The sequence below is a fragment of the Bradyrhizobium sp. YR681 genome (assembly GCF_000282615.1).
Taxonomy (GTDB): Bacteria; Pseudomonadota; Alphaproteobacteria; order Rhizobiales; family Xanthobacteraceae; genus Bradyrhizobium.
This window is the reverse complement of record NZ_AKIY01000303.1, coordinates 1-4,792: the sequence shown is the minus strand read 5'-3', so window position 1 is coordinate 4,792 and position 4,792 is coordinate 1. Positions and strand designations below refer to the sequence as shown.

Here is a 4,792-nt window from a genome sequence, read left to right as displayed (position 1 = left end):
CGAGCGCAGCGAAGCAATCCAGACTTTGACCGCGGAGACAGTCTGGATTGCTTCGTCGCAAGAGCTCCTCGCAATGACGGGTGTTGAGGCGGTGCGCTCCCGTCGTCCAGGACCGCCTAGTGGAACCCTCCAGACCCGCTATTCGCCATTGACAAACTCATTCGCCAATATCTAATTTGTCCCCACAATAACCGGCCGTTCCAAGCGGCCCCATAAAGTGAGGGAACAACGATGAGAGGGCTTTTGGCCTGCGCCATGGTCGCGGCCATGACTTCCGCTGCCATGACTTCAGCCGCGACGGCGCAAGTCTCCGACGACGCGGTGCGGATCGGTGTGCTGACGGACCTGTCGAGCTGGGGCCGCGACAACAGCGGGCCGGGATCGGTCGAAGCGGCCAAGATGGCGGTCGAGGAGTTCGGCCCGACCGTGCTAGGCAAGCCGATCGAGATCATCAGCGCTGACCACCAGATGAAGACCGACGTCGGCGTCCAGATCGTGCGCGGCTGGTTCGACAACGGCAAGGTGGACGCCGTCGTCGACATTCCCAATTCCGGCATCGCGATCGCCGTCCACAACATGGTGCGCGAGCGCAACAAGATCGCCCTGCTCTCCGGCCCCGGCGCGAGCTCGCTGACCGACGAGCTGTGCAGCCCGAACACCGTGCACTTCACCTATGACACCTATGCGCTGTCGAAGGTGACGGCCTCCGCCGTGATCAAGGAAGGCGGCAAGTCCTGGTACTTCATCACCGCCGACTACGCCTTCGGCCAGCAGCTCGAGAAGGACGCAACCCGCTTCATCAACGAGATGGGCGGCAAGGTGCTGGGCGGCGTCAAGCACCCAACCAACACCGCGGACTTCTCCTCCTTCGCGCTGCAGGCGCAAAGCTCGAAATCGGACGTGGTTGCGTTTGCCAATGCCGGCCAGGACACCGACAACGCCATCAAGCAATCCGGCGAGTTCGGCCTCGTCCAGGGCGGCCAGAAGCTCGTCGGCCTCCTGATGTTCGACACCGACGTGCACGCGATCGGCCTGAAGGCCGCGCAGGGCACCTACATGACCACGGCATCCTATTGGAACATGGACGAGGCGACGCGGGCCTGGTCGAAAAAATTCTACGAGCGCGCCAAGGTGATGCCGACGATGATCCAGACCGGCGTCTATGGCTCGGTGCTGCATTATCTCAAGGGCATCAAGGCGGCCGGTACCGACGATCCGGCCAAGGTGATGGCCAAGATGCGCGAGCTGCCGATCGAGGACGTCTTCGTCCATGGCGGCAAATTGCGCGAGGACGGCCGCGTCATCCGCGACATGTATCTGGCCAAGGTGAAGACGCCCGAGCAGTCCAAGGAGCCCTGGGACTATCTCGATATCGTCAAGACCGTGAAGGGCGAGGATGCCTTCCGCCCGGTCTCCGAGTCCAAATGTCCGCTGCTGAAGAAGTGAGGCCCGCATGACCGGCAACGAGCGCAACGCAAGCGAAACATACGAGTGCGATGTGCTCGTGGCCGGATCGGGCTGCTCCGGCATGTCGGCCGCGATCACGGCGCGATATCGCGGCCTCGACGTGCTGATCGTCGAGAAGGAGCCGCGCTTCGGCGGCACCACCGCCCGCTCCGGCGGCTGGCTGTGGATCCCCGGCACGTCGCTGGCGAAGGCCTACGGCATTGCGGAGACACCGGAGCAGGCCCGCATTTATTTGCGGCACGAGGCTGGCAACAACTTTGACGCCGCGCGGGTCGACGCCTTCCTGAGCGCCGGCCCCGAGGCGGTCGATTTCTTCACCAGCAAGACCGCGCTGCGTTTCGACATGCCGCTGGTGTTTCCGGACTATCATGCGGAGGCGCCCGGCGGTGCACAGGGTGGCCGCTCCATGGTCACGCGTCCGTTCGACGGCCGCGAGCTTGGCGACCAGATCAAGACGCTCGGCATGCCTCTGCCCGAGCTCACCGTGTTCGGCATGATGCTCGGAAGCGGCAAGGAGATCATCCACTTCATGCGGGTGACGAAGTCGCTGACTTCGGCGGTCTATGTCGCCAAGCGCCTGTCGCGACATCTGATGGATGTGCTGCGCTATGGCCGCGGCATGACGCTGACCAACGGCAATGCGCTGGCGGGACGGCTGGCAAAATCGGCGCAGGACCTGAAGATTCCCATGTGGCTGTCCTCGCCGGTGCGCGAGCTGACGGTCGAGAACGGCGCCGTCACCGGCGCCATCGTTTCGCGGGAGGGACGCGACGTGCGCGTCCGCGCGCGGCAGGGTGTCGTGCTCGCCTGCGGCGGCTTCCCGCATGACGTCGAGCGGCGCAAGAAAATGTTTCCGCACGCGCCGACCGGCAATGAGCATTTTTCGCCGGGGCCGACTGGCAACACCGGTGATGGCCTGCGCCTTGCGGAAAGCGCCGGCGGACATGTCGAGGATCGCCTGCCGAACGCGGCGGCCTGGGTGCCGGTGTCGCTGACCACGCGCAAGGACGGCTCGAAAGGCGTGATGCCGCATTTCATCGACCGCGCCAAGCCCGGCGTGATCGCGGTGATGCGCGACGGCAAGCGCTTTGCCAATGAAGGCAACTCCTATCACGACTTCGTCCAGGCCATGATCAAGGCCGCAAAGCCCGGCGAGGAGATCGCGGCGTATCTCGTCTGCGATCACCCAACGCTGCGCAAATATGGCCTTGGCTGCGTGCCGCCGTTCCCGATGCCGCTCGGCCATCACCTCGATACCGGCTATCTCATGCGCGGCGATACGCTGGAGGCGCTGGCGGCGAAAGCCGGCATTGACGCGACGGCGTTCACCGAGACGGTCAAGCAGTTCAATGCGACCGCACCGCTGGGCCATGACGCCGCCTTCGGCAAGGGCTCGAAGGCCTACAACCGCTACCAGGGCGACGCCATGCATGGCCCTAATCCCTGCATCGCGCCGGTCGAGAACGGCCCGTTCTACGCCATCAAGATGGTGATCGGCGATCTCGGCACCTATGCCGGCATCATCACCGACGAGCATGCAAGGGCTCTCGATGCCGAGGGCCGGGTGATTCCCGGGCTCTATGCCGCCGGCAACGACATGGCGAGCATCATGGGCGGCAATTATCCCGGCGCCGGCATCACGCTTGGGCCGGCGCTGACCTTCGGCTACATTGCCGGCCGTCATCTCGCCGACAGCGCCGCCAGGCGTGACGCGGCGTAGAGCATGATCCGGAAAAGTGTGCAGCGGTTTTCCGAAAAGATCATGCTCAAACGAAAACTCAAGCGCATCGGAGGCGCATGAAGAGAGAAAGCCGCGGCATCCAGTCGATCGAGGTCGGCGGAGAATTGCTCCGCGCGCTCGCCAAAAGCGGCGAGCCGATGATGCTGCGCGATCTCGCCCGCGAGGCCGGCATGACGCCGGCCAAGGCGCATCCTTATCTCGCCAGCTTCTCCCGCATCGGGCTGATCGAGCAGGACGAAACCACCGGCCGCTACGAGATCGGCGCGCTGGCGCTGGAGCTCGGCCTGATCAGCCTGCGCCGTCTCTCCGGCGTGCGCATCGCCGGACCGAAGATCGCCGCGCTCGCGAGCCAGATCGGCCATGCGGTCTCGCTGGCGGTCTGGGGCACGCACGGCCCGACCGTCGTGCAGCTCGAAGAGCCCGGCCAGCCCGTGCACATCGTGATGCGCGCCGGCTTGGTGATGGCACTGCTGGAGACCGCCACGGGGCGCGCCTTTGCAGCCTTCCTGCCGGAGAAGACGATCAACGCCGCGCTCGAAAGCGGCCTCGATCGCCAGGGTGTCGGCTACAATCCGAAGCGGCCGGTGAAAGGCGCCAAGGTTGTGGAGATGCTGGCGGAGGTCCGCAAGCACGGCCTCGCCCGCGCGCTCGGCGATCCCCTGCCCGGCGTCAATGCATTCTCGGCGCCCGTGTTCGATCATGCCGGCCATGTCGCGCTTGTCATCACGGCGATGGGACCGGAAGGCACGTTCGATGCGCGCTGGGACAGCCCGATCGCGCATGCCTTGCGCGACTGCGCCGCCGGCATCTCGAAGCGGCTGGGTTACGGGATGACGATCGCGGCGGAATAGGTGACACAACCAGCGCTGTCATGCCCCGGCTTGACCGGGGCATCCAGTACGCCGCGGTGGCCGTTGTGAAAGCGAGCTCCTTAACGCCGGCCTCTGGAATACTGGATCGCCCGCCTTCGCGGGCGATGACAGCGCATGTGGGCGGGCGACAACCGCCCTCTACTTCTCCTTCACCGGCACCGTGTAGTTCAGAATCAACCGGCCCCCATCCGGATAGATGGTCTGCCCGGTGATATAGGACGCATCGTCGCTGGCGAGGAACGCCACGACGGAGGCAACCTCGCTCGGCTCACCTCCGCGGCCCGCCGGCGTACGCGACATCACGGTCTTGCGGGCATCCTCCGAGGTGTAGATGGACGACGCCACCATGTCAGTCAGGATCGTACCCGGCCCGACCGCGACGACGCGGATGCCGTGCGGCGCGAGCGCGACCGCGGCGACGGAGGTGAGCTGCTTCATGCCACCCTTGGACATCGCGTAGGTCGCAAGCGCCGGGATCGCCAGCAGCGCGTTCACCGAGGACATGTTGATGATGACCCCGCCGCCGCTGCCTTGCGCAATCATCTGCTTCGCCGCGGCCTGCACGCCAAAAAACGCGCCCTTCAGATTGATGCCGATGATTTCGTCGAATTCCTCTTCGGATATCTCCAGGATGTCGCGGTTGCGGGCCACGCCGGCATTGTTGACCATGATGTCGAGACGGCCGAACTCCTTCACGGCGGTTGCGACGAGC

The 4,792-nt window shown here is 65.1% G+C and carries 4 protein-coding genes; 3 read left to right on the top strand and 1 reads right to left on the bottom strand.

Translation table 11 applies throughout. The annotated features are described in order from the left end of the window. Nucleotides 1-231: 231 nt before the first annotated feature. The 3 genes from PMI42_RS33045 to PMI42_RS33035 all read left to right on the top strand — a co-directional run bounded on the left by PMI42_RS33045 (nucleotide 232) and on the right by PMI42_RS33035 (nucleotide 4,059). Nucleotides 232-1,446: an ABC transporter substrate-binding protein gene (locus tag PMI42_RS33045; protein WP_008143167.1), complete on the top strand. Its 1,215-nt coding sequence runs from the start codon at nucleotides 232-234 to the stop codon at nucleotides 1,444-1,446. A gap of 7 nt (nucleotides 1,447-1,453) precedes the next feature. Then, on the top strand, nucleotides 1,454-3,187 hold the full coding sequence (locus PMI42_RS33040) for an FAD-dependent oxidoreductase (protein ID WP_008143166.1): 1,734 nt from the start codon (nucleotides 1,454-1,456) through the stop codon (nucleotides 3,185-3,187). A 77-nt stretch (nucleotides 3,188-3,264) separates the two neighbouring features. Next, nucleotides 3,265-4,059, top strand: coding sequence for an IclR family transcriptional regulator (locus PMI42_RS33035; RefSeq protein ID WP_008143165.1), 795 nt, complete (start codon nucleotides 3,265-3,267; stop codon nucleotides 4,057-4,059). Nucleotides 4,060-4,218: 159 nt separating this feature from the next. On the opposite strand, the gene PMI42_RS33030 is transcribed toward PMI42_RS33035, so the two are convergent. Beyond that, a partial coding sequence (locus tag PMI42_RS33030; RefSeq protein WP_008143163.1) for an SDR family NAD(P)-dependent oxidoreductase occupies nucleotides 4,219-4,792 on the bottom strand: 574 nt, incomplete at its 5' end.

Bases quoted from the DNA above. Each gene is read 5' to 3' on its own strand.
- PMI42_RS33035 (WP_008143165.1), top strand. From the start codon at position 3,265: ATGAAGAGAGAAAGCCGCGGCATCCAGTCGATCGAGGTCGGCGGAGAA.
- PMI42_RS33040 (WP_008143166.1), top strand. From the start codon at position 1,454: ATGACCGGCAACGAGCGCAACGCAAGCGAAACATACGAGTGCGATGTG.
- PMI42_RS33045 (WP_008143167.1), top strand. From the start codon at position 232: ATGAGAGGGCTTTTGGCCTGCGCCATGGTCGCGGCCATGACTTCCGCT.